At 48.4% G+C, this 21,940-nt stretch carries 22 protein-coding genes and 1 tRNA gene; 11 read left to right on the forward strand and 12 right to left on the reverse strand.

What is annotated here, in order from left to right:
• Window positions 1–14: 14 nt before the first annotated feature.
• The 4 genes from pqiA (at window position 15) to rmf (ending at window position 3,902) form a co-directional block, all read left to right on the forward strand.
• Window positions 15–1,283, forward strand: a complete 1,269-nt coding sequence (gene pqiA, locus LVQ76_RS21280) for a membrane integrity-associated transporter subunit PqiA (RefSeq protein ID WP_232864989.1) — start codon at window positions 15–17, stop codon at window positions 1,281–1,283.
• The gene (pqiB, locus tag LVQ76_RS21285; RefSeq protein ID WP_232864988.1) at window positions 1,273–2,913 is read left to right on the forward strand and encodes an intermembrane transport protein PqiB; all 1,641 of its coding nucleotides are present in this window, start codon (window positions 1,273–1,275) and stop codon (window positions 2,911–2,913) included. Before pqiA ends, pqiB begins: the two co-directional genes overlap by 11 nt.
• Window positions 2,910–3,476 (forward strand): membrane integrity-associated transporter subunit PqiC, encoded by a 567-nt coding sequence (gene pqiC, locus LVQ76_RS21290; RefSeq protein ID WP_232922429.1) that lies wholly within the window; start codon window positions 2,910–2,912, stop codon window positions 3,474–3,476. The genes pqiB and pqiC overlap by 4 nt, the downstream gene beginning before the upstream one ends.
• Before the next feature lie 258 nt (window positions 3,477–3,734).
• Complete coding sequence (rmf, locus tag LVQ76_RS21295; RefSeq protein WP_034456319.1) at window positions 3,735–3,902, forward strand: ribosome modulation factor; 168 nt, start codon at window positions 3,735–3,737, stop codon at window positions 3,900–3,902.
• 259 nt (window positions 3,903–4,161) lie between these two features.
• On the opposite strand, the gene fabA is transcribed toward rmf, so the two are convergent.
• Together fabA and LVQ76_RS21305 are read right to left on the reverse strand one after the other, a co-directional pair.
• Window positions 4,162–4,680, reverse strand: coding sequence for a bifunctional 3-hydroxydecanoyl-ACP dehydratase/trans-2-decenoyl-ACP isomerase (gene fabA, locus LVQ76_RS21300; RefSeq protein WP_034494356.1), 519 nt, complete (start codon window positions 4,678–4,680; stop codon window positions 4,162–4,164).
• A gap of 68 nt (window positions 4,681–4,748) precedes the next feature.
• Window positions 4,749–6,503, reverse strand: coding sequence for an AAA family ATPase (locus tag LVQ76_RS21305; RefSeq protein ID WP_232864987.1), 1,755 nt, complete (start codon window positions 6,501–6,503; stop codon window positions 4,749–4,751).
• A gap of 175 nt (window positions 6,504–6,678) precedes the next feature.
• Between LVQ76_RS21305 and matP the strand changes: the two genes are divergently transcribed.
• Entirely contained in the window at window positions 6,679–7,131 is a 453-nt protein-coding gene (gene matP, locus LVQ76_RS21310) for a macrodomain Ter protein MatP (protein ID WP_151992685.1), read from the forward strand.
• Between the two features lie 105 nt (window positions 7,132–7,236).
• Here the strand turns inward: matP and ompA are convergent, their stop codons facing one another.
• Window positions 7,237–8,316: a porin OmpA gene (ompA, locus tag LVQ76_RS21315; RefSeq protein WP_232864986.1), complete on the reverse strand. Its 1,080-nt coding sequence runs from the start codon at window positions 8,314–8,316 to the stop codon at window positions 7,237–7,239.
• 359 nt (window positions 8,317–8,675) lie between these two features.
• Window positions 8,676–9,185, reverse strand: a complete 510-nt coding sequence (gene sulA, locus LVQ76_RS21320) for an SOS-induced cell division inhibitor SulA (protein ID WP_232922430.1) — start codon at window positions 9,183–9,185, stop codon at window positions 8,676–8,678.
• Window positions 9,186–9,405: 220 nt separating this feature from the next.
• On the opposite strand from sulA, the gene LVQ76_RS21325 reads away from it, so the two are divergent.
• The gene (locus LVQ76_RS21325) at window positions 9,406–10,020 is read left to right on the forward strand and encodes a TfoX/Sxy family DNA transformation protein (protein WP_232905455.1); all 615 of its coding nucleotides are present in this window, start codon (window positions 9,406–9,408) and stop codon (window positions 10,018–10,020) included.
• Here LVQ76_RS21325 and yccS read toward each other — a convergent pair.
• Together yccS and LVQ76_RS21335 are read right to left on the reverse strand one after the other, a co-directional pair.
• Complete coding sequence (gene yccS, locus LVQ76_RS21330) at window positions 10,017–12,152, reverse strand: YccS family putative transporter (RefSeq protein WP_232864984.1); 2,136 nt, start codon at window positions 12,150–12,152, stop codon at window positions 10,017–10,019. The genes LVQ76_RS21325 and yccS overlap by 4 nt on opposite strands.
• A gap of 24 nt (window positions 12,153–12,176) precedes the next feature.
• Window positions 12,177–12,623 carry a YccF domain-containing protein gene (locus LVQ76_RS21335; protein ID WP_232905454.1) on the reverse strand — a complete coding sequence of 149 codons (447 nt, stop codon included), beginning with the start codon at window positions 12,621–12,623 and terminating at the stop codon, window positions 12,177–12,179.
• A gap of 131 nt (window positions 12,624–12,754) precedes the next feature.
• Between LVQ76_RS21335 and helD the strand changes: the two genes are divergently transcribed.
• A complete protein-coding gene (gene helD, locus LVQ76_RS21340) occupies window positions 12,755–14,809 on the forward strand; it encodes a DNA helicase IV (protein WP_232922431.1) in 2,055 nt (684 codons plus the stop codon).
• On the opposite strand, the gene mgsA is transcribed toward helD, so the two are convergent.
• Together mgsA and csgI are read right to left on the reverse strand one after the other, a co-directional pair.
• Entirely contained in the window at window positions 14,810–15,268 is a 459-nt protein-coding gene (gene mgsA, locus LVQ76_RS21345) for a methylglyoxal synthase (protein WP_064517611.1), read from the reverse strand.
• A gap of 95 nt (window positions 15,269–15,363) precedes the next feature.
• On the reverse strand, window positions 15,364–16,029 hold the full coding sequence (csgI, locus tag LVQ76_RS21350; RefSeq protein ID WP_232864982.1) for a curli synthesis inhibitor: 666 nt from the start codon (window positions 16,027–16,029) through the stop codon (window positions 15,364–15,366).
• 187 nt (window positions 16,030–16,216) lie between these two features.
• Between csgI and LVQ76_RS21355 the strand changes: the two genes are divergently transcribed.
• Complete coding sequence (locus tag LVQ76_RS21355; RefSeq protein ID WP_064517615.1) at window positions 16,217–16,630, forward strand: CoA-binding protein; 414 nt, start codon at window positions 16,217–16,219, stop codon at window positions 16,628–16,630.
• 153 nt (window positions 16,631–16,783) lie between these two features.
• On the opposite strand, the gene hspQ is transcribed toward LVQ76_RS21355, so the two are convergent.
• Window positions 16,784–17,101: a heat shock protein HspQ gene (gene hspQ / locus LVQ76_RS21360; RefSeq protein WP_034456306.1), complete on the reverse strand. Its 318-nt coding sequence runs from the start codon at window positions 17,099–17,101 to the stop codon at window positions 16,784–16,786.
• Between the two features lie 60 nt (window positions 17,102–17,161).
• Window positions 17,162–18,352, reverse strand: coding sequence for a 23S rRNA (cytosine(1962)-C(5))-methyltransferase RlmI (gene rlmI, locus LVQ76_RS21365; protein ID WP_232922432.1), 1,191 nt, complete (start codon window positions 18,350–18,352; stop codon window positions 17,162–17,164).
• A gap of 90 nt (window positions 18,353–18,442) precedes the next feature.
• Here rlmI and yccX point away from each other — a divergent pair, with 90 nt between their 5' ends.
• Entirely contained in the window at window positions 18,443–18,724 is a 282-nt protein-coding gene (gene yccX, locus LVQ76_RS21370) for an acylphosphatase (RefSeq protein WP_232864980.1), read from the forward strand.
• On the opposite strand, the gene tusE is transcribed toward yccX, so the two are convergent.
• The gene (tusE, locus tag LVQ76_RS21375; protein WP_064517637.1) at window positions 18,721–19,050 is read right to left on the reverse strand and encodes a sulfurtransferase TusE; all 330 of its coding nucleotides are present in this window, start codon (window positions 19,048–19,050) and stop codon (window positions 18,721–18,723) included. The two genes, yccX and tusE, sit on opposite strands and share 4 nt — an antisense overlap.
• A 107-nt stretch (window positions 19,051–19,157) precedes the next feature.
• Window positions 19,158–19,817, reverse strand: a complete 660-nt coding sequence (gene yccA / locus LVQ76_RS21380) for an FtsH protease modulator YccA (protein ID WP_034456301.1) — start codon at window positions 19,815–19,817, stop codon at window positions 19,158–19,160.
• Between the two features lie 226 nt (window positions 19,818–20,043).
• Between yccA and LVQ76_RS21385 the strand changes: the two genes are divergently transcribed.
• Window positions 20,044–21,672: an ABC transporter substrate-binding protein gene (locus tag LVQ76_RS21385; RefSeq protein ID WP_232922433.1), complete on the forward strand. Its 1,629-nt coding sequence runs from the start codon at window positions 20,044–20,046 to the stop codon at window positions 21,670–21,672.
• 162 nt (window positions 21,673–21,834) lie between these two features.
• Window positions 21,835–21,922, forward strand: a tRNA-Ser gene (locus LVQ76_RS21390).
• Window positions 21,923–21,940 lie beyond the last annotated feature (18 nt).

A 21,940-nucleotide genomic window follows, 5' to 3' on the forward strand; every position in this document is an offset into this window, starting at 1 on the left:
CAAGGAGACACGATATGTGTGCCACGCATCATCATCGTTCACACATATTATGCTCACAATGTGACTTACTGGTTGCGCTACCGGTATTGGAGGACGGCCATAAGGCCGTCTGTCCACGTTGCGGTACAACACTTCTCACTCAGTGGTCCTCACCACGTCAACGTCCTACAGCTTATGCGCTGGCAGCTCTGTTTATGTTGCTGCTCGCCAACCTATTTCCCTTCATCAACATGAAAGTAGCAGGACTCAGCAGTGAAGTTTCGCTGCTTGAAATTCCTGGCGTCATGTTCAACGAAGACTACGCAAGCCTCGGCACTTTCTTTATGGTCTTTGTGCAGGCGGTGCCTACGTTCTGTTTAATCACGATTTTGTTATTAGTTAACCAGGTGGCATTACCACTAACTCTTAAAAAGCGCCTGGCACGAATCCTATTCCAGCTAAAGTCCTGGGGTATGGCTGAAATTTTTCTTGCTGGCGTCTTGGTGAGTTTCGTCAAATTAATGGCTTACGGCGATATTGGTGTCGGGAGCAGTTTTATTCCGTGGTGCCTGTTCTGTGTGTTGCAACTGCGGGCTTTCCAGTGTGTGGACCGGCGCTGGCTTTGGGATGATATTGCGCCTGAGCCGGCGATTTCGGTACCGCTTAAAGTCGGTGTATCAGGCCTTCGCCAGGGGCTGCGTTCTTGTTCATGCTGCACAGCAATCGTGCCAGAGGATCAGGAAATTTGTCCCCGCTGCGAAACCAAAGGGTACGTTCGTCGCCGTCATAGCTTGCAATGGACACTCGCTCTGTTGCTGACTTCAATTATGCTTTACCTACCCGCAAATATATTGCCCATTATGATAACCGAAGTATTGGGCAGCAAAATCCCGTCGACGATTATTGCCGGGGTTATTTTGTTGTGGAGCGAAGGCTCTTATCCGGTTGCTGGAGTTATTTTCATCGCCAGTATTTTGGTTCCGACACTGAAAATGTTAGCGATTGCCTGGTTGTGCTGGGATGCTAAAGGCCACGGTCAGCGTGATAGTGAAAGAATGCATTTGATCTACGAGGTGGTCGAATTTGTCGGGCGTTGGTCAATGATCGATGTGTTCGTTATAGCGGTATTATCGGCCCTGGTGCGTATGGGAGGATTGATGAGTATCTACCCGGCGATCGGAGCCGTGATGTTTGCATTAGTAGTGATTTTGACAATGTTTGCGGCGATGACCTTTGACCCTCGCTTGTCCTGGGATCGCGCACCGGATTCAACTCATGAGGAGTCGTCTGAGCATGGAAAATAAAAGCGGGGAAGCAAAAGTAGCAAAGGTGAAAAATTGGTCCCCGGTATGGATTTTCCCTATCGTAACCGTGCTAATCGGCGCGTGGATCTTATTTTATCACTACAGCCATCAAGGGCCTGAAGTCACGTTGATTACCACTAATGCCGAAGGCATCGAAGGTGGGAAAACCATGATTAAAAGCCGCAGTGTCAATGTGGGCGTGGTTGAAAGCGCGGTGCTGTCAGACGATTTGCTTCATGTCGAAATTACAGCCCGGCTGAATTCGGGCATGGAAAAACTTCTGCATAATGACACAGTATTTTGGGTCGTTAAGCCGCAAGTCGGGCGTGAAGGTATTTCCGGGCTTGGTACTCTGCTCTCTGGTGCATATATCGAACTGCAACCGGGCAATAAGGGGTCGCAATCCGCTAAATATGATTTGCTGGATGCTCCTCCATTGGCACCACCTGATGCTAAAGGTATCCGCATTACCCTCGACAGTAATAAAGCAGGGCAGCTTTCTCCAGGTGACCCGGTGCTGTTCCGTGGCTATAGAGTTGGTTCAGTAGAAACCAGTACCTTTGATGCGGCGAAACGTAGCATCAGTTATCAGCTATTCATCAGTGCGCCAAACGATCGCCTGGTGACCAGTAACGTACGCTTCTGGAAAGACAGCGGCATTGCCGTTGATATGTCTTCACAAGGTATGCGCGTAGAGATGGGGTCTCTTACCACGCTGTTTAGCGGCGGTGTTAGTTTTGACGTACCAGAAGGCTGGGAGCTTGGTAAACCTGCGAAACCGGGTAGCGAGTTCAATCTCTTCGACGATCAGAAAAGCATTCAGGATTCTCTGTATACCGATCACATTGACTACCTGATGTTCTTTAAAGATTCAGTGCGTGGTCTGCAGCCAGGAGCACCAGTTGAGTTCCGCGGCATTCGATTGGGAACCGTGGCTAAGGTGCCATTCTTTACCGATGGGATGCGCCAGAAGATCAATGATGACTTCCGTATTCCGGTTCTGATCCGTCTTGAACCTGAGCGTTTGCAAAATCTTGTCGGTGATGATGTCCATATCCAGGACAACATGACAGCGTTGATTAAACGTGGTTTACGAGCGTCTATGAAAACGGGCAGCATTGTTACCGGGGCACTGTTTATCGACCTGGATTTCAATCCTAAAGCGCCGCCGGTAACCGAGTTACCGACATTTGCGGGTTACCCGATAATCCCAACGATGAGTGGTGGACTGGCGCAAATCCAACAACGCTTGCTGGAGACACTGGATAAGATTAACAACTTGCCGCTCAATCCGATGATTGAACAAACCACCAATTCGCTTGCGGAAAGTCAGCGAACCATGAAGCGCTTGCAGCAGACGCTCGATAATCTTAATAAGATTACCGCGAATAAGTCGATGCAATCTTTGCCTGAAGATATGCAGTCAACGCTGCGTGAACTTAATCGCAGTATGCAGGGCTTCCAGCCGGGTTCTGCGGCCTACAACAAGATGGTGGCCGATATGCAGCGTCTTGATCAGGTTCTGCGTGAATTGCAGCCTGTACTGCGCACGTTGAACGATAAGAGCAATTCGCTGGTCTTTGAAGCGAAGGATAAAAAAGATCCCCAGCCGAAGAGGGCGAAAGAATGAAAAAATGGTTCCCACTCTTTGCTGCATTGGCTCTAACGGCCTGTAGCAGCAGCGATAATGGAAAGACCTATTATCAGCTACCTCAAAGCTCCGCACCTGCTATGCAGGCCGTGAGCCAGCCTGGAACCCATTTATTGTGGGTAGAGCAGGTTGCGGTTCCTGATTACCTCGCTGGCAATGGCGTGGTTTATCAGACCAGTGAGGTGCAGTACGTCATTGCCTCCAGCAATTTGTGGGCAAGTCCGTTGGATCAGCAATTGCGAAATACTCTTGTCAGCAATCTGAGTAGCGCGTTACCTGGTTGGGTTGTGGCATCACAACCACTAGGCAACGATCAGGATACTCTGAATGTTAACGTGACCGGTTTTCACGGTCGTTATGACGGGAAAGTGATTGTAAGTGGCGAGTGGTTGCTCAAACATCAGGGGCAATTGATTAAACGTCCGTTCCACGTTGAGCTGAAGCAAGAAGCTGATGGTTATGATGCCATGGTGAAAACCTTAGCTCAGGCCTGGCAGCAAGAAGCGAAAAGTATCGCTGGTGAGCTGACTCGCTTTAACTAATCATCTCAGTAGCACAAAAAAGCTGCGTCATTCGCCTACAAAGCGGAACGCAGCTTTTCTTTTGGCATTAATTTGTTACCCATGCGTTCTCACACTTTTTGTGCAAAACAAAACTCTTGTAGCTCACATTTATGACATTGGCGTGAATTTTGCGCATTGACGATAGAGGCTTTAGGAGTTATTGCTTATATGTGGTTGCACGTTTTGTGGCCACTGTTTTCTTTCCACCAGATTATATAGAAATGAGGGAAACGAGGCATGAAGAGACAAAAACGAGATCGCCTGGAACGGGCTCATCAACGTGGTTATCAAGCAGGTATCGTCGGACGCTCCAAAGAGATGTGTCCCTATCAGACACTGAATCAAAGGTCGTACTGGATGGGAGGCTGGCGAGAAGCCATGGAAGACAGGGCGGTTACCGCGTAATCACTGTCTCTTTAGAAAAAGAAACCTCCGCATAGCGGAGGTTTCGCGTTTATACCCTTCATACTTCGAGCTGCATCTTTGTTGGCTCGTTCACGCGCCCGACAAATCTGCCTGGAGCAGATTTGAACGCTGTTACCAGCGCCCCGAAGGGGTGAGGCGCATGGATGGGCCGAATAATCACTTACTTATGTAAGCTCATCGGGACTTGCTCTCTTGCCGCCTCGATGCCACTCGAATTATTTTGGGTATAAAATCAGGCTTAGAAAGCGGTGGTGTCTTTGAAAAGACCCACTTTCAGATCGGTGGCGGTGTAAATTACACGGCCATCAACCAACACTTCACCATCTGCCAGGCCCATAATCAGGCGGCGATTGATAACGCGTTTGAAGTGAATACGGTAGCTGACTTTTTTCGCTGTCGGCAGGATCTGACCCGCGAGTTTAACTTCACCCACGCCCAGTGCACGGCCTTTACCTTCACCGCCTAACCAGCCGAGGTAAAAACCTACCAGCTGCCACATCGCATCCAGACCCAGGCAACCAGGCATTACTGGATCGCCGATAAAGTGGCAACCGAAGAACCACAGGTCAGGATTAATATCTAATTCTGCTTCAACGTAACCTTTATCGAAGTTACCACCGTCTTCGGTCATCTTGACGACGCGGTCCATCATCAGCATGGATGGCGCAGGCAAACGTGGGCCTTCAGCACCAAACAGTTCGCCACGACCAGAGGCAAGAAGATCTTCTTTTGTATAGGATTCGCGTTTATCTACCATGTTTACAGTAAGCCTTATTGTAATGAAGCACGCATGTTAGCTAACACGTGTACGCTCAACAAGTCCGATCAGTTTTGATTGAACCAATTGAGCCAACGCAGTGGCCATGGATAGCGGTGCCGAATATCTTGCGCGGATGCCTGAGCGATTCGCTCTTGTACCGCACGCATGAGCGTATTTTGCCCTTCGCCATCCCAGGGCAGATTTGTTAATAAGGGTAGTGCATCAGTGACATCATCGATGGCCCAAATGGTGAATTGCCCTTGTTCTACAGCATCCAGAACGTCCTGGTGCAGGCAAAGGTGACGCACGTTGGCAACCGGGATAATCACGCCTTGTTTGCCGGTAAACTCGCGTTGTTGGCAAATTCGGAAGAAACCTTCGATCTTCTCATTCAGACCGCCAACGGGTTGCACTCGACCAAACTGGTCTACGGAACCTGTCACCGCAATATGCTGATAAATAGGTACATTTGCCAGTGCGCTGATTAATGCGCAAAGTTCGGCCATTGAGGCGCTGTCGCCATCCACTTCACTATAAGACTGTTCAAAAGTCAGAGATGCAGAGAAGGGGATTTGCTGGTCAAGTTGCAATTCAGACATTAAAAATGCCTGCATGATCATCATGCCTTTCGCATGAATATTGCCGCCCAGCTCCGCTTTGCGTTCAACGTCAGTAAACTCACCATCACCGACATGCACCACACAGCTGATACGAGAAGGTTCACCAAATGCACGTGGATGCCCTGGGAACTCAATCACCGACAGGGCATTGATCTGGCCGACCATTTCACCTTCAGTTTCGATGAGGATCTGCTCAAGCAGAATTTCATCTTGCATACGTTCAGCAAGATAACCTTCACGCCACTCACGTTGTGCCAGCATTTGCGTTAGTTCGTCAGCACCGAAACTTTTTTCTTCAGTAAAGGCGGCAACTTCGCGCAACTGACGGCTAATCCACGATGGGCATAGCGGCAGTGTTTCCTGGTCGCCGGTATAACGCACGGCTTCACGGATTAACACTTGCCATGCATCAGTTGCAGGGGCAGGCAGAGATTTTGATTTGGCTACCGCGTAAATCCACTGGCACCATAACGCCATATCATCAGCAGAGGCGATCTGCAGATTTTCTTCAAATTCACTATAAATCGCCGAAGTAGCCAGTTCAGGTTCCATATCCTGGAAGTCTGCCAGCGATTCGCGCTCGCCTACCAGAATCAGTTTCAGGCTCAATGGTAATGAAGGAATATTAATTGGCAGAGGACGCGTTTCGTCAGGTGAAATCCAGTCGAAGCGACCCTGAATGACCATTTGCTTTAGGCGTAACCACAATAGCGGTTGTGCGAGCACACTGCGCAATGACAGCACCAGAATGCCACCGTTTGCACGGTGAACCAGGCCTGGAGTCAGAGTAATTTCGCCTGCAAACTGGCGCACGCAGCCAAACAGCTGGTCCGCTTCAATCCAGTCGGCAGCGACAACCTCAGACAGCCCTGCAAAATTGTCTTCTGCGGACTCGGCCGGGCGTAACGTTACGTGACTGCCTTCTACCAGATAATGACCGCCCGTCAGAGCGTTGTCATGCGACCAGCACTCGCGTGCTGCTTCGGTAATAAGATTAAGGTATTCGGCTTCTTCAGCGGCTTTTACCAGCATCAGATCGGCCGAGGCTACCGGTTGGCTGAGCTGCACCAGTCCGTAAGACAGACGGGGTTGCACAGCGGAGAAAGGGGCAGTTTCGGAATCATAAGGCTGTGCGAAAATTTCCTGATAGCTTTCGGTATCAGGTACAAGAGCACGCCATTCAAGTCGATTAGTCGTCAAAGTCGCTATTTATTAATTAGATGTCAAAGGCGCGATTATACAAGAATAGGGAAGGCAGCACACGGTTTATGCGGAGCGGCAAGTTTACTTAGCTCACAGCTTTCATTTTTCAGGTAAGCGAAAATAAAAAAAACTGTTATTCTGAAATGAGTTACACGGTCACACTGAGATCGCAATGAAATATCAACAGTTGGAAAATCTCGAGAGCGGCTGGAAGTGGAAGTATCTGGTCAAAAAACACCGCGAAGGCGAATTAATTACACGTTACATCGAAGCTAGTGCGGCGAAAGAAGCCGTTGATGAACTGTTACGCTTCGAAAATGAACCTGTGCTTGTGTTGAGTTGGATTGAGAAACATATGAATCCAGAGCTTCATAATCGTATGAAGCAAACTATCCGTGCGCGGCGTAAAAGGCACTTTAATGCCGAGCATCAACATACCCGTAAGAAGTCCATCGACCTTGAATATTTGGTTTGGCAGCGGTTAGCAGGGCTTGCTCATCGACGAGGATGCACTCTCTCAGAAACTATTGTGCAATTGATTGAAGATGCTGAGCGTAAAGAGCAATACGCCAATCAGATGTCATCGCTCAAACAGGATCTCCAGGCTTTGCTAGGCAAAGAGTAGAGGGGCGGTTGTATTGACCCAGAGTTCTATTTTTGGGTTCTGGGTATCCACCAAAGAATAAAAACAAAAAACCCCGCCTTAGCGGGGTTTTTTTATAACGGTAACTTATGCCGCAGGCTGAGTTACAACGTCTTTGATACCTTTAACTTCGATCTCTACGCGACGATCTGGAGCCAGGCAATCAATCAGTTTAGCTTTAGGAGCTACGTTATCACAGGTGTTGCCAGTAACTGGGTTAGATTCGCCCATACCGCGTGGGGAGATCTTGTTAGCTGGGATACCTTTAGAGATCAGGTAATCAACAACTGACTGTGCACGTTTTTCAGACAGTTTGTTGTTGTATTGATCGGAACCGATACGGTCGGTGAAGCCCAGAACTACAACAGAACCATCTTTCGGGTCGAGGTTGCTCAGCTGAGTATACAGCTGATCCAGTGCCTGCTGACCTTCTGGTTTCAGAGTTGCTTTGTTGAAGTTAAACAGAACATCAGACTTCAGAGTGAAGTGCTTGGTCTGTACTTCTGGAGCTGGAGCTGGAGCTGGAGCTACTACTGGAGCTGCAACTTCGCCCTGACCGAAACGGTAAGAAACACCCAGGCTCAACAAGCCGTTGTCTGGACGAGTACCAACGGTAGCAGCGTCACCAATGTTGTTAGTCCACTGGTATTCCAGACGGGTAGCGATATCGCGGGTAACAGCCCACTCGATACCACCAGCAGCCAGCGGAGATACGCCAGTGTCGTGATCGCTTACACGGTTACCAGCAGCATTCATAGCTGTAGAATCTGCACGCCATACCATACCACCCAGACGAGTGTAGATGTCCAGATCGTCAGTGATTGGGTAGCCCAGTTTAGCGGTCAGTTGAACGCCTTGCGCTTTGAAAGCACCGTTTTCTACGCTGCCTTTATATGGCATACGACCTAACCAGTCATAACCCATTTCAAAACCAACGTACGGGTTAACCTGGTAACCACCGAACGCACCAGCACCCAGTTGGCTTTCATGAGTAGGGCCATTACCGATGCCGCTATCATAGCCGTTCTGGTTAGAGAAACCGGTGTCGTGGAATTGGGACCAACCCAACTTACCACCTGCATACCAGGTGTTATCTTTCGGTGCGGCCTGCGCTACGGTAGCGAAGCCAGCCAGTGCCACTGCAATCGCGATAGCTGTCTTTTTCATTTTTTGCGCCTCATTATCATCCAAAAAGGCCATGAGCTTTAAAATCGCTCTAAAGCCCAGGGTTAAATCCTTCGCCCGAGTTTATGCTCACTTGTTACTCTACCGATCAATCGGTGTTATGAAGAGCAACCCTGGCGAGCTAAAGTCTACAACGTAGTTTAAAACTTACAAGTGTGAAGTCCGTCAGGCATATGAAAAAAAACGACTTGTATAAACATTTTCTAACATTTTTGCGCGTAATTCACACTCTAAAGATTTGCTGGAAGGCCGCCTGGAGCGGCTTGGGACGCGGATTCTTGATAATTCACAATGGATTGTCAAGAGTTCATAAAAAGTTCCAGGAATTCTCTTAAATTTACTTAATGATACAAACTAGAATGAATTTTTAGCTCACTTCGTGGTCGACACCCTGTTTCCGAGATACGGGTTGGACGCATAATGAAGCCGATCGCATTCCCTATTTCGGCGGCAGATGACAGTTGCAAATGCTCTTCATCCGTCAATTCTTCAGGTAACCAACCGATAACAACACTGTAATTTCCTGTCTGCAATGCTTTTACCATAGCATCTACTGTGAAAAGTGGATCTAACTGGCTCACTTGCATAACTTTTGCCAGCGGAAGACCTGCTGATTGTACCCACTGACGACTTAATTTCTGCTGTGGTGTTAGCCACAGCTGCCAGCGTGACTGTTGCCCCAGTTGTTGAAGCAGTGGCAATAAAACCAGCTGTGTAACCCATGGCTGATCTTCGCTGTAGATCACTTCACTGATCAACCCTTTAATTTTGTTACCCGCTGATGACTGGGCCACAGAAGGCACAGCATTTGTAACAGTGGCAACCTGAGTTCGAACGTTATGTGAATGCATAGTTAATCCCGCCTGATGGGTTACTGTATGGATATACAGTAATACCTGTTTGGATAAAGATCAATCTAAATTTCGGAAAGTGTCTCGCAATTTCATCATGTAATTCGACGGAAAGTGAGAATGTGATTGCGGTGAGTGATTAGGTTACTTATTTTCGTACTACAGGAAGCGGTAATAAACTGTGATGATGCGTTAATACATGATATTTAGGGATATATTCATGAAAAATAAATCATATGCAAGGATTCATCAGTCCAAAGAATACTTATCACCACTAGGGGAAATAGGCTGTCGATCGCTATTTGGTGGATATAGCCTGACGGTAGAAAATGTTGTGTTTGCCATGGTTTCAGAAGGGGAGCTCTACCTGCGAGCATGTGAACAAACGGAAGTCTATTTTGTTAAACGAGCCTCGCAGCCTCTGCTCTACAATAAACGCGGACGTACTATCGAACTAAATTATTACCTCGTTGATGAGGGGTTGTGGAGCGATCGGGAAAAGCTAGTGCAACTGTCAATGGATGCTCTATTCAGTGCCCGGCGCCAAAAATCCCGGCAGCGTGCTCAGCAAAGGCTTAAAGATTTACCCAATTTAACGCACAGTCTGGAAATGATGTTGTGGGAAGTCGGTATTGCCGATGTACGTACCCTTCATGCCTACGGCGCAAAGCGCTCCTGGATAAAGCTTAGAGGCATTAAGAAAGGGCTTGGCGTACAGGTATTGCTGGCATTAGCTGGTGCTATTTGCGGAATTCATGAGGCTGCACTCCCGGCGGCAACGCGCCAGGAGTTGGTCGAGTGGGGGCATCATTACGAGAAACGCCAAAGGCGTTAATCGTGTTGTTGCGACACAAGTTGTTGAAGGCGCGATATCTCAGGTAATAGCGCAACCAGCAGACCAACCTGCTGAAGCACCAGTGGCTCTTTGGAGTCTGGTTGCGGTTCAAGTGTGGTTATACGTTCAGATAGTCCCTGAAGTGCTTTTTGTACTCGTTCTTCATCTGCTGGCAGGTGATGAAGTGCATCGTCGACGTAGCACACAGCATCATCAAGCAGGAGCAAAATATCCTCGTTGGTCAGTCTTTCACGATGTGCACCTAACGCTGAAATATAGCTGTTGAAGGTATGATTCAGGCACAATAGTCGAAATGCTGTTTCCCGCATCTCCGGTGAAACACGCGGTTCAGACGACATATTCGACACAACAGAAGCCAGTTCAGCATCTTTGTTATGTGCATCCCGGCGTGCAATACGGTACTCAAGCCTATTGTCACGACCCTGGTGATATTGCTCAAGAATCGCATCCAGATAACGGCAGTTAGCGTTAAATGCACGCTCCACCACTAATGGCAATCTGCGAAAACGCCAGTCAGGCCAGATGAAACTGACTGCGGCCCAGGCTATGGCACATCCTAATAAGGTATCGAAGATACGTGGCATTGCGACTTCAAACCCTTCGCCCAACAGGTTGAAACAGAGCAACACTAGCAAGGTGATAAACATGGTGGCGTGCGCATATTGTACGTTGCGAAAAGCAAAGAACAGCACGCCGGTAATCACAATTAAAACAAGCTGTCCTTCAATTGATGGCACAAAGAACAATACCGGAAGCCCGACAGCCACGCCTACCAAAGTGCCAATAATACGTAAAGCCAGGCGTCGGCGAGTGGCGCTGTAGTTAGGCTGGCAAACAAAAAGGCTGGTCAATAGTATCCAGTAGCCATGTTTTAACCCGGTGAATTGAATAAATGCATAGCCGACGCACAGTACAACGGACATGCGCACCGCATGGCGGAATAACGCTGATTCTGGAGTTAAATTGCGTTTTAATCGCTGCCAGATATCACCAAAGCCAGTTAAGCGATCATCCAACAGTCGGTTTTCAATATCGCTGTGCGGCGCGGCGAGGGCTTGTTCAGATTCAATAGTTGCTAACTGAGCATCAATGGCGCGCAAATTACTCACCAGGAAGCCAAGTGCTTTTAATTCACTGGCCAGAGACTGATCCGTTTTTAATCTCTCAATGGCGGCGTCAAGATGGGTAAACGCTCGCTCGAACCGTGGGTCATGTTGATATTTCACGCGTAATAAAACGGAGCGTGAAAGCTGCAAGCAGGCCTGAGATTGCATGGTTAACAGGCGTTGAAAGCGAAACATGATGTCGCTGTAGCGAAACTTATCGCGCAGTGCCTGGTACTGGATGTGGGAAGAGCTGGCGCGCTCATGAATATCCTGAGCGACAAAATAGTAGTGCAGAGTCCGCCGAGTGCCTCGCTGCCCACGATCTCCTCGTAAGCGCGTCAGCAACGAGCCTTTGGTTTGATTCAACATTGTCACAAGCTGGCTATTCGCCATCGCAAGTTCAAGCATTGGTGCCTGGCTTTCTTCTTCGATATCGGGGTCAAATAGGGTTGCTTTGACTTCGAGATAACGCGCGAGGCTTTCATAACAGCGTGCCAGGTTATCCTGAAGCGGTCGAATCGGGAATATAAGATGCCCAGCAAGTGTCAGTAAGTTGTACCAGATGGCACCTGCCAACAGCAAAATAGGTTGTTGATACCAGTGATCGTACAAAGAAATGCCGAGCATGGTATAGATGGCGATAAGCAGCGCCCCAAAAGCGATAGTGGCGTAACGCTGACCTAATCCTCCCAGAAGAATAAACCCGCTGGTGGAAACCATTAGCCCAATACCAAACAGTACAGGCCATGGATATAACAACTCCACCGATGCGGAAGCGATGAAGAAACTAACCAAAGTAATCAGAAGATTACGTATACGCCCGGTGAGACGGTCATCTAAATCTGCAAGAGCTGCGGCAACAACGCCAAGCGTTAACGGAATAGTGAGCTTGACCTCGCCCAACCACCATGGGAAGGCAGCGGTGCCCGTAAGCGCAATGAAAATACGTAAGTTATAGAGCCAGGTGCTGTTCCAGGTATAGCGGCGCAGAATTGGGCTAAGCATTAATACTCACTATTCTTGTCAAATTTACTGGAAACGACGTCGTGCATTAGCTTCACGTGCAGCCTGTGCAGTTTCTACAGAAACGACACGGCGACCCACTGGCCAAAGTGCAATCGCTGCTATCTTGAAGTTAGCGATTCCTACAGGAATACCGATAATAGTGATGCACTGTGCAATCCCGGTACAAATGTGCAGCACACATAGCCACCAGCCGAAAAATACTAGCCAGAGAATATTTAGCAGCGTGCCGCCGGTGTTCAGGATGGTGCTTTTACCCTGCGGGTTGAGCTCATCAACATGAACAGCTTCGTTGCCGTACGGAACGAACGAGAGTTTAGTTATCTCCCAGCAGGAACGAGTCAGCGGGAGAGTGAAAATAAAAATGATACTGACGAGAGTGGCCAGCAACCAAGAGAGAGTGGTGAGAAAACCACCCAGTACAAAGTTCAATACATTAAGGACTGTACGCATAATCACTCTTTGTTGGTATGAATGTAGATAAATGAATAACCACAGCAATTGTAACGCGTTTTTACTCTGGAGCGTCATTCCTTCGGCGGGTAAACTTAACCACAACCATTTTTTGGATCAGGCAAAGCGTAATGGAATTGAAAGCGACCTCCCTTGGCAAACATTTAGCACAACATCCCTACAATCGGGTGAGATTACTGACTGCGGGTGTAGAGGTAAAGGGCGATCGTCATGAATACCTTATTCCATTCAATCAGTTAATCGCAATTAATTGCAAGCGTGGTCTGGTTTGGGGCGAGCTGGAATTTGTCTTGCCCGATGATAAAGTCGTGCGTTTGCATGGTACGGAATGGAGTGAAACGCAGCACTTTTATCATCACCTGAACGAACTGTGGCAGAACTGGAGCACTGAAATGAGCGAAGTGGCAGCTCAGGTGCTACAACAGCAATATGCCGAAATAACACGCAGGGTTCAGCAAGAGAAATGGTTCAAACGCAGTGATATGCAGGCGTTACAGCAAAATGTTCGCGCTGCGTTTTCAGCACTACCGCTGCCATTAGCACGGCTTGATGAATTCGAAAATTGCCGCGAACTTTGGTTTCATTGTAGAGCCTGGCTTGAACAAGGTGATACGCGCCGCCATCAACGCAATACCGCTTTTACCAATCACATGCTGGAAAAGTATGCTGACTTTTTCCAGCACATAGAAAGTTCTCCTCTGAATCCTTCTCAGGCTCGTGCCGTCGTCAATGGCGAAGATTCGCTATTAGTGCTCGCGGGGGCGGGGAGTGGCAAAACCTCCGTTCTTGTTGCACGTGCCGGTTGGCTATTACAACGCGGCGAAGCCAGTGAAGAACAAATCCTGCTGCTGGCATTTGGGCGCAAAGCTGCGCAGGAGATGGATCAGCGGATTGCTGAACGCTTGAATACCGATGCTATCTCTGCACGTACGTTTCATGCTCTTGCATTGCATATTATTCAGCAAGGAAGCAAAAAAGTGCCGCGTGTTAGCGAGCTGGAATCCGATACTACGGCACGCCACCAATTGCTAATTGAAAGCTGGCAACAGCAGTGTCGTGAGAAAAAAGCGCAGGCAAAAGGCTGGCGTGAGTGGTTGCGAGACGAGCTGCAATGGGAAGTGCCGGAAGGTGAATACTGGAAAGATGAACGTTTAGCTAAACGTCTGGCAAGCCGGTTAGATCGCTGGTTGGGGTTATTGCGTATGCATGGTGGTTCGCAGGCGGAAATGATTGCTGCAGCGCCTGAGGATATCCGCGATCTCTTTGCCAAACGCGTCAAGCTAATGGCCCCGTTACTGAAAAGTTGGAAAACTGCGCTGAAAGCTGAAGAAGCAGTCGATTTTTCGGGCTTAATTCATCAGGCAATTAATGTGCTGGAAAAGGGGCGGTTTATTAGCCCGTGGAAGCATATTTTAGTGGATGAATTTCAGGACATCTCACCGCAGCGTGCAGCACTGCTGGCGGCACTCAGAAAACAAAACTCGCATACTTCGCTATATGCGGTGGGTGATGACTGGCAGGCAATTTATCGATTCAGTGGCGCAGAAATGTCGCTGACCACCGCTTTTGCCCACCATTTTGGCGATGCAGACCAGTGTGCGTTAGATACCACTTATCGCTTCAACGATCGTATAGGTGAAATAGCGAATCTGTTCGTACAGCAAAATCCGCATCAGTTGGCTAAACCATTAAATAGTCTGTCTAAAGGCGATAAAAAATCCGTCACGTTATTGGCTGATGACCAGCTCGAAGCACTGCTGGATAAGATGAGCGGATATGTGAACCCGCAGCAGCGCATTCTGGTTCTGGCCCGTTACCATCATTTACGTCCGGCGATTCTGGAAAAGGCAGTAACACGCTGGCCAAAGCTCGCCATTGATTTTATGACTATTCATGCCAGTAAAGGGCAGCAGGCTGACTACGTTGTGGTGTTGGGCTTACAGCAGGGTAAAGATGGTTTCCCGGCTGTAGCACGAGAATCGGTAATGGAAAAGGCATTATTGCCGCAGCCGGAAGATTATCCTGATGCTGAAGAAAGGCGATTATTGTATGTGGCGATGACGCGGGCCCGTCATCGAGTCTGGCTTTTATTCAACAAACAGGAACCGTCCAGTTTTGTCGATATCCTGAAACATCTTGGCGTGCCCGCAGCAAACCGACCGTAATTACTTCAGTCGTTCTGCCAGATAACGTGCGTAATCGGGGATTAAAATTTCAACTGCCTGATTAAAACCCGGTGACTGAATAATAAAATCGGCGGTTGATAAGTTAGTTGCAACAGGTATGTTCCACACAGTTGCCAGACGTAGCAATGCTTTAACGTCAGGATCGTGTGGAACTGCATTAAGCGGGTCCCAGAAGAAAATCAGCACATCAATTTTCCCTTCGGAAATCAAAGCACCGACTTGCTGATCGCCACCCATCGGGCCGCTAAGCATAGCGTTGACATCAAGACCGCTGCCACGCTGGATGAGATTTCCGGTGGTGCCGGTCGCGTACAATACGTGATGTGAAAGATTAACTTTATGGCGCTCAACCCATTTCAATAAGGCATCTTTACAGTGGTCATGCGCAACCAGCGCAATATGTTTTTTTTCCCCCAGGGTGCGGGTCGTTAATTCCATTGGTTAATCCTGATTGATTTATATTGGCTACAGCTTACTGGAAGCCACTGATGCTGCAAGAGAAGGGTGTCAAAAATGCGTGATTTGGAAGTCAATTATTGCGTTGGATTATCTTTTGCCCATTGCAAGAAACGGTCGCGGGTAGGTTTATCTGCTTGTAGAAACCAATATCTGAGGCGCTGCTCGATTAACGTATCGGATTGACGAGGCGGAGCGTCGAGTTCAGATGTTTTCGAGAGTAGTTCGCTGTCGTCTGCCATCATAGTGGCGAATCCTTTTACCGCCGCCGTTTTCCCCGATTTGTTGTAGACCTGAGTATCCCGCTCGTAGTCGATTCCCTGTGATGCGTTTTTAACCGGCAAAATATCTACTTTCGATGGGATGACTCCAGCGTCACCATCGAGCAACTGAAGATGAGGTGCCAGGTCAAATTCATCGCTGTCTTTATCATTTTCAATCCGTGGGATATTGAAATTTACCTGGCTGACTTCTTTGGTATCGAAACTCACCACTAAAGGTGGGGAAATATAAAGGCGCTGTTCTCGCGTGTTGGTTCTGATATTTTTTTCTACACGAAATACTAGCTGATGCGGACCGTTGTCCAACTCAATGCTATCAGCACCTCTTAGCAAAGAACTGGAAACTTTTTTCCCATCCAGTACCAGCAAGTCGATCTCTGTGGACAGACGCAGGGTTGTCGCCCTCGATTCACCAGGCAAAAGAAGGATCCAGCATAGTGCGATTAAGAACACGGTTCTCATCAATTTCTCCTGCCTGAGGGTAAATAGGACCATCCCTTACTGAATGTTTCAAAGTTTTTCATATGGACGGTTCATTAACATATAGACATATTCTCAATAATTGCTCTACTACCAGCGTATGGGAAAGATGGTGAGTCAGTAACGGATGACATACACTTTTGATTACAGAGTCCCAGCGGAGAGAGTGATGAAACAGGCTGATATCGAAACTATTCTAAAAGATACCCGAACCATTGCGCTGGTCGGTGCCAGTGATAAGCCAGATCGCCCAAGCTATCGGGTGATGGCGTATTTGCTCGATCAAGGATATGAAGTGATCCCGGTGTCCCCAAAAGTGGCGGGTAAAACCCTGTTAGGGCAGCAGGGTTATGGCTCACTTGCAGAAATACCTAAGAAAGTTGATATGGTCGACGTGTTCAGAAATTCGGAAGCAGCATGGGAAGTGGCACGCGAAGCGATAGCCATTGGCGCCAAAACGTTATGGATGCAGTTAGGCGTGATTAATGAGCAAGCTGCTGTCCTTGCGCAAGATGCCGGTTTAAACGTGGTGATGGATAAATGTCCGGCGATTGAAATACCAAGACTAGGTCTGGCTAAATAATAAAAACCCCGCGATTGCGTAACACCATTCATTTAAGCTAATGAATTAGGGGAAACGCCGGGATTTGGTTCCCGGAGGGACACCAAACCCGGTGGTCGCCCCCGGATATCTCATTCTTAAACTAACGGTGTTACCGCAATTGCGGGGTTTTTGCTAATTACGCAGGCGAGGTGCCTGAAGCTGTTGCCGTATCGAAGCCGCCAATTCATCCATCGACGGTTGTTCGGGATGCTCGTCTTGTGACTCCCCACTTAACTGGGCTTCAGCAAGATAGGTGTGCACAGCCTGGCCATCATCATCTTCCATCACTACATGATACCAGGGTGCACTACGGAGGGCATCGTTGTCGGCCAGTTCATCTTCTGCCGGCTCATCCAGAGAGTATTCCGGGTCGATATCGACCACTACCCCCAGATAACCCAACAAAGAGTGTCGTACTTGCTGGCCTATGCCGAATTTGCTGGCAATCATAGTCACCTCCTGAGAAACATTACCTGCCATTAATGTGCGGGCAAGTTTTTGTAATTCAAGTTACATGATGCGACAGGCAAACCCTTTCAGATACAGCCCTTCCGGGTAGGTGGCGATCACAGGGTGATCTGCGGCCTGGCGGAACTGCTCTATAAATTGTACATCACGCCCGGCATCTACGGCGGCATCAGCGATGATTTTCTGGAATAAATCTGTCGTCATTAAACCAGAACATGAGAACGTCATCAGAATGCCACCCGGATTCAACAGCTGAATTGCCAGCATATTGATATCTTTGTAGCCACGGCAGGCACCCATCAGTTGGTTCTTATTCTCGACGAATTTTGGTGGGTCCATAATGATAACGTCGAACTTCTCACCCTGATCGCGGTATTTGCGCAGCAGTTTGAATACATCATCACGCACGAAATCAGCTTTGCTCAGGTCGAGTTTGTTTAGCTCAACGTTTTGCTTCGCAACATCTAATGCATCCTGAGATGTATCAACACTGACAACCTGGCTGCAGCCACCCATTAATGCGGAAACCGCAAAACCGCCGGTGTAAGAGAAGCAGTTCAGCACGCGCTTATCTTTCACATACTGGCGAGTTGAAAAGCGGCTGTCGCGCTGGTCAAGGTAGTAACCCGTTTTATGGCCGCCTTTAATATCGACCAGCAACTTCATGCCGTGTTCTTCGATTGGCAACAAATCAGGTGGCAGTTCACCGCTGATGGGGCCTTGCGTCAGTTCCATTCCTTCTTTCTTACGAACCGCAACATCGGAACGATCGTAAATAGCGCATTCTGGATAGAGATTTTGCAAAGCAGCAACCAGCGCAGGGCGTTGATATTCAGCGCCAGCGGAAAGTAATTGCAGCACAAGGAAGTTGCCGAAGCGGTCAATCGTCACGCCTGGCAAACCATCAGACTCGCCAGCAATCAGACGATAACTATCCAGCCCGTCACGAGCCGCGAGCCATTCACGCCACACCTGTGCCTGCTGCAAACGACGAGTGAAGAAATCGATGTCGATGCTTTCATTCGCATCGAAAGTCCAGACGCGCGCACGGATTTGCGAAGATGGCGAATAAGCGGCGCGTGCCAGCCATTTGCCATTGCTATCCACAACATCAATTGTTTCACCGAGATTGGCTTTGCCTTCCATGCGTGCAACAGCACCAGAAAACACCCACGGATGACGGCGCAATAACGATTTTTCGCGCCCTTTGGTTAACACTAAACGTACACTCATAATTTGCTATGCTTTCTTGCTAAGAATTTGGCGCCATTTTCCGGGTTAGACCGGCTAAATGCAACGCAAGAACCCGAAACGGAGGAAGTTATGGCCACAGTATGCACACTTGCCTGGGTCCACGGCCTGGTTCAGGGGGTTGGGTTCCGCTACAGCACCCAGCGTGAAGGGTTAAAACTGGGGTTAACCGGTTATGCCCGTAATATGGATGATGGTAGCGTTGAGGTATTAGCCTGCGGCGAAGAGCAGCAGGTTGATAAACTTATCGCGTGGCTAAAAGCGGGAGGGCCACGCAGCGCTCGGGTCGATAAAGTGCTGACTGAGCCGCATCAACCCGATCGCCAATGGACCGATTTCAGTATTCGCTACTAAATGCACTTCACCGGCTTTGGCAGGCCTGCAATTTTGGTTGCCTGCTTAGCCGGCCCTTTTGGGAACAAACGGTATAGATAGCGGCTATTGCCTTTCTCTTCGCCAAATTTGTTAGCCATCGCTTTAACCAACATGCGAATCGCCGGGGAGGTATTAAATTCGAGGTAAAACTCGCGCACGAATCTCACTACTTCCCAGTGTTCAACTGCAAGGGTAATACCTTCATTGGCGGCAATAGCTTCGGCAAGCGGTTCACTCCACTCCTGGCTATTTTTCAGATAACCATCGGCATCTGTTTCTATTTCTCGGCCTTCAAACATCAACATAATTATTCTTTGCTCCAGACAAACTGGCGGCAGTGTAGCAAATTTTAGCGTGTCAGAAAAAACAAAGCCCCGCGATAGCGAGGCTTTGGATGGGGAACAAGCAGCGATTAGTCGCGGCTTGCGAAGCCCAGGATGCTCAACAGGCTGATAAAGATGTTGTACAGAGAAACGTACAAGCTCACCGTTGCGCGGATGTAGTTAGTTTCACCGCCGCGGATGATATTGCTGGTCTCAAACAAAATCGCGCCAGAAGAGATCAGAATAAATACCGCGCTGATTGCCAGGTGCAGAGCAGGCAGCTGCAGGAAGATGTTCGCAACCATACCCACCAACACCACGACTACGCCTGCCATCAGCATACCGCCGAGGAAGGACATGTCTTTTTTGGTGGTCAGCACATAAGCGGAGCAGCTAAAGAACACCAGCGCCGTGCCACCTAATGCCATACCAATCACATCACCCATACCGGCAGAGATGTAGGAGTTAAGCATTGGGCCGAGGATATACCCCAGGAACCCGGTGAATGCGAAGGCAGCAAGGATACCCGTCGGTTTATCAGCCAGGCGGTAAGTTAAAAACATCAGACCATACATACCAACCAGCGTCAGAATCAGACCTGGAGATGGCAGCATCAACACGGTGCTTGCGGTTGCGGTAATCGCAGAGAACGCCAGCGTCAGGCTGAGCAAGAAATAGGTGTTACGCAGTACCTTGTGGGTACTTAGCAGTGACGAACGGTCACGCGAGGAAGTAATTATGCGATCCATTCAGAAACTCTCTCTTATTACAGGTGTATATGGTGACTGAGAATAATAGCCTCCTTTATTGCAAGGAAGCCCTTTTACCCATCTTTACCTTGCTCTGATTTAATTCACAGATTCGATATCTGTCATAAAACTCACTTATATGTGGCTGAAAATTATTGCTTTAATCATCTCGGATGCTAAGAGTGTTAACCGTACCGTCGTTAATAACTCAAATAAGGCGTGTTTAATGAAAGCAAATAACCACATCACAATTATCAGATCGTTTGTCGCTATTGGCGTTGCTTGTGCAATTTCTGGAGCCTGGGCTGCCAATGTGCCAGCAGGAACAGAGTTGGCCGCAAAACAGGAATTAGTTCGTAACAACGGCAGCGAGCCAGCCTCGCTTGATCCTCATAAAGTCGAAAGTGATGTTGAGTTCAATCTTATTAGTGACTTCTTTGATGGGCTGGTGGTCGTGCGTAACGATGGTTCGATTGAACCAAGGCTTGCTGAAAAATGGGAAGAGAAAGATAACACCGTCTGGACGTTCCATCTTCGCCCAGGCCTTAAATGGTCCAACGGTGAGCCGATTACTGCCGAAGATGTAGTCTGGAGCTGGCAACGCCTGGCTGACCCCAAAACAGCCTCCCCATATGCCAGCTATCTCGGTGGTATGCATATCGCGAATGCTGCGGATATAGCACTTGGAAAACAAGCTCCTGATACGCTCGGTGTTAAAGCGCTCGATGCCAACACGCTACAAATTACTTTGACACAACCGACGGCTGCTTTCCTCGCCATGCTGGCGCACCCGTCTTTAGTAGCAATCGATAAAACGGTAGTTGAGAAATTTGGTGATAAATGGACGCAGCCGGGTAATTTCGTTAGTAGCGGTGCATATACACTTTCACAATGGGTGGTGAACGAGAAAGTTATTGGCTTGCGTAACAAGCAGTACTGGGACGACGGCCACACAGTCATCAATAAAGTGACTTATTTGCCGATCGCATCTGAAACTGCGGATATCAATCGCTATAAAGCGGGAGAGATAGACATTGTTTATACTTTGTCGCAAACACAGTTCGACTCTTTAAAAAAATCCATTCCTGACCAGGTTCACGTTACGCCGAAACTGGCGACATACTATTACGAGTTCAACACCATCAAAGCGCCTTTCAATGATCCGCGTGTACGTCGGGCACTGAACATGGCGCTCGATAAAGACATTATTGCCGAAAGAGTATTAGGACAGGGGCAAATCCCAGCATGGGTGGTTAGCCAGAAGAAAATTGGCGGTGTGGAGATAAAGTCCCCTGAGTACGCAAGCTGGACCCATGAGAAACGCGTTGCCGAAGCCAAAAAACTGCTTGAAGAGGCGGGATTCAATGCTTCTCATCCATTGAGCTTTAATTTGCTCTACAACACCTCTGAAAACCATAAGCGTATAGCCATTGCGGTCAGCTCGATGTGGAGCAAAAATCTGGGTGTTGAAGCGAAGCTGCAAAATCAGGAATGGAAAACTATGCTTGATACCATGCACAACGGGACTTTTGACGTCGTGCGATATGCGTGGGTTGCTGATTACGACGATGCCTCCACCTTCCTAAATACCTTCCGTACCGGTAATAGCGAGAATAACTCAAAGTATAGTAATGCGGCTTACGATGAGGCGCTGAATAATGCGGCTAAGGCAGATAATGTTGCAGATCGCGGCAAGTTCTACCAACAAGCCGAAGACCTGCTGGCGAAAGATGTACCAGCCATTCCGGTCTACCATTATGTTTTAGCCCAATTAGTGAAACCTTTTGTTGGCGGATACGCGCCAAACAATCTCGGTCAGTACTTTACTAGGGATATGTACATCAAAAAACACTGATGCTGGCGGCAGCACCAACGATAAAGTTGCTGTAAAATCTGCTATTAAACCAATCAAATTGTTGAAGTTTTGCCCAAACAATACCGAATTGGTGATTAATCAGGCGAACGAACAAAATCGTGCTTTACATGAAGTATGGGGATGTTTATAGTTCGCCTCGTTGGAAGCGTGGCCGAGTGGTTGAAGGCACCGGTCTTGAAAACCGGCGATCCGAAAGGGTTCTAGAGTTCGAATCTCTACGCTTCCACCAACATTTTAGCCCCAGCTT

The sequence above is a fragment of the Buttiauxella cochleicola genome (assembly GCF_021283185.1).
Classification (GTDB): domain Bacteria; phylum Pseudomonadota; class Gammaproteobacteria; order Enterobacterales; family Enterobacteriaceae; genus Buttiauxella; species Buttiauxella massiliensis.

What these genes read in the sequence shown, in the direction of transcription:
- mgsA (WP_064517611.1), bottom strand. Translation starts at nt 15,268, where the DNA reads ATGGAATTAACGACCCGCACCCTGGGGGAAAAAAAACATATTGCGCTG.
- ompA (WP_232864986.1), bottom strand. Translation starts at nt 8,316, where the DNA reads ATGAAAAAGACAGCTATCGCGATTGCAGTGGCACTGGCTGGCTTCGCT.
- fabA (WP_034494356.1), bottom strand. Translation starts at nt 4,680, where the DNA reads ATGGTAGATAAACGCGAATCCTATACAAAAGAAGATCTTCTTGCCTCT.
- sulA (WP_232922430.1), bottom strand. Translation starts at nt 9,185, where the DNA reads ATGCATTCACATAACGTTCGAACTCAGGTTGCCACTGTTACAAATGCT.
- LVQ76_RS21325 (WP_232905455.1), top strand. Translation starts at nt 9,406, where the DNA reads ATGAAAAATAAATCATATGCAAGGATTCATCAGTCCAAAGAATACTTA.
- LVQ76_RS21355 (WP_064517615.1), top strand. Translation starts at nt 16,217, where the DNA reads ATGAAACAGGCTGATATCGAAACTATTCTAAAAGATACCCGAACCATT.
- rmf (WP_034456319.1), top strand. Translation starts at nt 3,735, where the DNA reads ATGAAGAGACAAAAACGAGATCGCCTGGAACGGGCTCATCAACGTGGT.
- matP (WP_151992685.1), top strand. Translation starts at nt 6,679, where the DNA reads ATGAAATATCAACAGTTGGAAAATCTCGAGAGCGGCTGGAAGTGGAAG.
- pqiA (WP_232864989.1), top strand. Translation starts at nt 15, where the DNA reads ATGTGTGCCACGCATCATCATCGTTCACACATATTATGCTCACAATGT.
- yccA (WP_034456301.1), bottom strand. Translation starts at nt 19,817, where the DNA reads ATGGATCGCATAATTACTTCCTCGCGTGACCGTTCGTCACTGCTAAGT.
- hspQ (WP_034456306.1), bottom strand. Translation starts at nt 17,101, where the DNA reads ATGATTGCCAGCAAATTCGGCATAGGCCAGCAAGTACGACACTCTTTG.
- rlmI (WP_232922432.1), bottom strand. Translation starts at nt 18,352, where the DNA reads ATGAGTGTACGTTTAGTGTTAACCAAAGGGCGCGAAAAATCGTTATTG.
- pqiB (WP_232864988.1), top strand. Translation starts at nt 1,273, where the DNA reads ATGGAAAATAAAAGCGGGGAAGCAAAAGTAGCAAAGGTGAAAAATTGG.
- yccS (WP_232864984.1), bottom strand. Translation starts at nt 12,152, where the DNA reads ATGCTTAGCCCAATTCTGCGCCGCTATACCTGGAACAGCACCTGGCTC.
- csgI (WP_232864982.1), bottom strand. Translation starts at nt 16,029, where the DNA reads ATGAGAACCGTGTTCTTAATCGCACTATGCTGGATCCTTCTTTTGCCT.
- yccX (WP_232864980.1), top strand. Translation starts at nt 18,443, where the DNA reads ATGGCCACAGTATGCACACTTGCCTGGGTCCACGGCCTGGTTCAGGGG.
- pqiC (WP_232922429.1), top strand. Translation starts at nt 2,910, where the DNA reads ATGAAAAAATGGTTCCCACTCTTTGCTGCATTGGCTCTAACGGCCTGT.
- helD (WP_232922431.1), top strand. Translation starts at nt 12,755, where the DNA reads ATGGAATTGAAAGCGACCTCCCTTGGCAAACATTTAGCACAACATCCC.
- tusE (WP_064517637.1), bottom strand. Translation starts at nt 19,050, where the DNA reads ATGTTGATGTTTGAAGGCCGAGAAATAGAAACAGATGCCGATGGTTAT.
- LVQ76_RS21335 (WP_232905454.1), bottom strand. Translation starts at nt 12,623, where the DNA reads ATGCGTACAGTCCTTAATGTATTGAACTTTGTACTGGGTGGTTTTCTC.
- LVQ76_RS21385 (WP_232922433.1), top strand. Translation starts at nt 20,044, where the DNA reads ATGAAAGCAAATAACCACATCACAATTATCAGATCGTTTGTCGCTATT.